3 protein-coding genes are annotated in these 2,387 nt (G+C 57.1%); 2 read left to right on the plus strand and 1 reads right to left on the minus strand.

All coding sequences use genetic code 11. The annotated features are described in order from the left end of the window. On the minus strand, positions 1-131 hold a 131-nt coding region (locus ACNAZA_RS22295; protein WP_415798680.1), incomplete at its 3' end, for an acyl-CoA dehydrogenase N-terminal domain-containing protein. Between the two features lie 405 nt (positions 132-536). Between ACNAZA_RS22295 and ACNAZA_RS22300 the strand changes: the two genes are divergently transcribed. After that, a complete protein-coding gene (locus ACNAZA_RS22300; protein ID WP_415798678.1) occupies positions 537-1,901 on the plus strand; it encodes an MFS transporter in 1,365 nt (454 codons plus the stop codon). 92 nt (positions 1,902-1,993) lie between these two features. Beyond that, positions 1,994-2,387, plus strand: a 394-nt coding sequence (locus tag ACNAZA_RS22305) for an alcohol dehydrogenase catalytic domain-containing protein (protein ID WP_415798679.1), incomplete at its 3' end; no start/stop codon positions are given.

Here is a 2,387-nt window from a genome sequence, read left to right on the forward strand (position 1 = left end):
CATTCTTCAAGCACGGCCTGGGCGGTTTCCAGGCCTGCGTCTTCAAAGCCGGGAATCTGGGCGATCTGCTCGAGCTGGACCAGATGCTCCATGTCGAACAGCATGTCTTTGATAGGTGCGGCGTATGTCATCGTCTTGGCTTCCTTCTAGTTCCGGGCACAGGTCCAGGCCTGTTGAGTTGACGTTTACGTAAACGGCAGCAATTCTAGAGCGCACAGCAGCTCAAAGCAGCGCTGTCTTTGTCGCCATGGTGCGCACCAACCTATGCAAACAGCGGCCGATGGCCGCGCAGGCCTTGCCAGCAGCCGCTTTCGGGCGGTTGAGGGTGTCCTAGGGGTTTACCTTGATTGTCGCTAGAAGGAAAAAGTTTGGCGCGTTTAGAGAAATATATTTTTGAGTTTTTTTCTACATTTGAATCAAGCGGAATTGTCAGTTCCATTAATTAATGAAATGTGAAACCGATATTCAGCCCTGTTTATATGTATTGGGCTAATCGATCGAGAATAAAAACTGCGCCCTGATAACGGAGACGAAGCGTGCTTTCCACTGAAGCAGATTCCCATGCCAACCAAAGCGATGATTACGCGGTAGCGCCTGCGCGTGCCTGGTTTGCCTTTGTCATGATTTTCCTGCTCATGCTCTCTGACTATATAGATAGGCAGATTGTGGTTTCGCTGTTTCCGCATTTGAAAGAGGAATGGGGATTATCGGACAAGCAATTGGGTGCCCTGGTTTCGGTTATTTCCGTGGTGGTGGCCGTGGGCAGTTTGCCTGTGGCCATGATGGCCGATCGATTTGGCCGCGTGAAAAGCATTGTGGTCATGGCGTCCGTGTGGAGCATGGCCACCATTGCCTGCGTGTTTGCGCGCAACTACTCCCAGCTTTTCGCAGCCCGTGCGGTGGTGGGCCTGGGCGAGACGGGTTATGGCGCTGCAGGTTCGGCCCTGGTCAACGGCTTGTTTCCCAAACGCTGGCATTCCACCTTGCTGGGTGCCTTTTTTGCGGCTTCCGCACAGGGTGCCGTGTTGGGCGTAATTTTGGGCGGGGTGATTGCCGATCACTGGGGCTGGCGCGCGGCTTTTGGCGCCGTGGGCTTTCCTGGCCTGATGATGGCCCTGCTTTTCATGCTGGTGCCCGATTACAAGAATGTGGTGGTGCGCTTTGCGCCCAAGGTGCAGTCCAAAAGCCCCAAGGCATTTGTCAAACGTCTGTATGCCGCGCTGACCCATGGGCCCACCCTGCTGTGGGTGTGTCTGGCCGGCGCATTTGAGCTGATTCTGGTGTCCACCATCTGGGCCTGGATGCCCAGCTTCTTCAACCGCTTTCACGGCATGGATGTCACCGATGCCGCCAAGCATGCGGCGCTGGTCGTGCTGTGCTGCGCCGTGGGCGCTTTGTTTTGGGGCTGGGTGGCGGACCGCCTCAGCCAGCGCAGCCCGCGCAACAAGCTGCTGGCCATGTGCGTGCTGACCTTGCTCACCTTTGCCGTGTTCACCTATGCGTTTACCGCTCATCTAGAGGTGTCGACCCAGTACGCACTAATTTTGCTCGGCAGCTTCTTGATGACCTGCAGCGTGGGTGTGACCACCAGCACCGTGCTCAATGTGACTCACCCTGGCTTGCGGGCCACGGGCAGCGCGGTGCTGGCCTTGTTTCAGAATCTGTTCGGCTTGGCCGTCGGCCCTCTCTTTGGTGGCATTATTTCCGACGCTTGGGGCCTGGATGTTGCGCTGGCTGCTATTCCTTCGATAGCAATTTTGTCTGCTATCTGCTTTTGGAAAGCCTCACGCAGCTATGAGGCCGATATGGCGCTGGTGGCAGCGGTGCTGCGCCAGGAGGCTGCGGGTGAGCGCGTGGAAAACACCGCAGTGCTGCCTCCTTTGACGGCGGCGCAGGCCTGATGTTTTTTGACTGGATTTTTTGATGGCGGTGTCGGCGGTTGCCTGGTGGAGCCGCTGCCCGCAGTGTTTATTGGAATTTGACAGGAGTTTGTATGGCTAAAGTAATCCGTTATCACGAAGTTGGCGGCCCCGAAGTGTTGCGCCAGGAGGAAATCGAAGTCGGTCAACCGGGTCCAGGCCAGGTCCGTCTCAAGCAAGGTGCTGTGGCTCTGAACTTTGCCGACACTTATTTCCGCTCCGGTCTGTATCCTTCGCCCCTGCCCGCAGGCGTGGGTAGCGAAGCCTGCGGCACCATCACGGCCGTGGGCGAAGGCGTCACCGATTTCAAGATTGGTGACCGTGTGACCTATACCGGCGCGCTCAACACGCTGGGTGCCTATGCGACAGAGCGTCTGATTTCTGCCGCCCCTCTGATTCGCCTGCCCGACAACATCAGCTTTGAAACCGCTGCCGCGATCACCATGCGCGGTCTGACGGCTGCTTATC

Origin of the sequence: Comamonas aquatilis, from assembly GCF_965139575.1 — a bacterium.
GTDB lineage: Bacteria > Pseudomonadota > Gammaproteobacteria > Burkholderiales > Burkholderiaceae_C > Comamonas > Comamonas aquatilis.